The following is a 707-nucleotide window of genomic DNA, read 5'->3' as shown; positions in this document are numbered from 1 at the left end:
CCTCCCACCTCCCCGCCCGCCTCGAACTGGTCCCGGCGCTCCCTCGCTCCGAGACCGGCCGCGTCCTGCGCCACCGCCTCCCGGACACACTGCCCACCACCTGACCGCCCGCTAAGCGGGTCGGGCGAAGTCCGCCACGGTTCGGCAGCGCCCCGAAGGGGCGCGGGCCGTATCCATATGCGGCTCCGCCGCGGGGCGCGACCAGCCACGACGGCGCCGCAGACAAACAACAACGCGTCCACCGCACTTCCAGCGGAGCGCTCAGGCAGCCGTGCCGACCGTCCGCACCCCGGCGCTCTGCCGGTCGAGCGTGGCGGCGATGTGCAGGGCGATGTCACCCGAGGTGAGACTCAACTTCCGCAGGATCTCGGCGCGTTCGGCGTGCTCCAGGAACTCCTGGGCGATACCGAACTTCCGCAACGGGGTGTCCACCCCGGCCGCGCGCAGCGCCTGCGCGACCGCCGAACCCACCCCCCCGGTCAGCTCGTTCTCCTCCACGGTCACGACCAGCCGGTGCCGGGCGGCCAGAGGCACCAGAGCGGGATCGACGGGCTTGACCCAGCGAGGGTCGACGACGGTACAGCCGACACCCTCGCCGGCCAGCAGGGCGGCGGTGTCCAGCGCGGTCTGCGCCCTCGAACCGACCGCGACGATCAGGACGTCCTCGCGCTCCCCGCGACGCAGCACGTCGATCCCGCCGACCGTGT

1 protein-coding gene is annotated in these 707 nt (G+C 73.3%); it reads right to left on the bottom strand.

Annotated features, from left to right (window positions below):
• Positions 1 to 261: 261 nt before the first annotated feature.
• The coding region (locus TN53_RS41475; RefSeq protein WP_046264066.1) for a transketolase C-terminal domain-containing protein at positions 262 to 707 on the bottom strand (446 nt) is incomplete at its 5' end.

The sequence above is a fragment of the Streptomyces sp. WM6386 genome (assembly GCF_000972385.1).
In the GTDB taxonomy this organism is placed as follows: Bacteria; Actinomycetota; Actinomycetes; order Streptomycetales; family Streptomycetaceae; genus Streptomyces.
The sequence above is the reverse complement of the archived record's forward strand: the minus strand, read 5'-3'. Positions and strand labels throughout refer to the sequence as shown.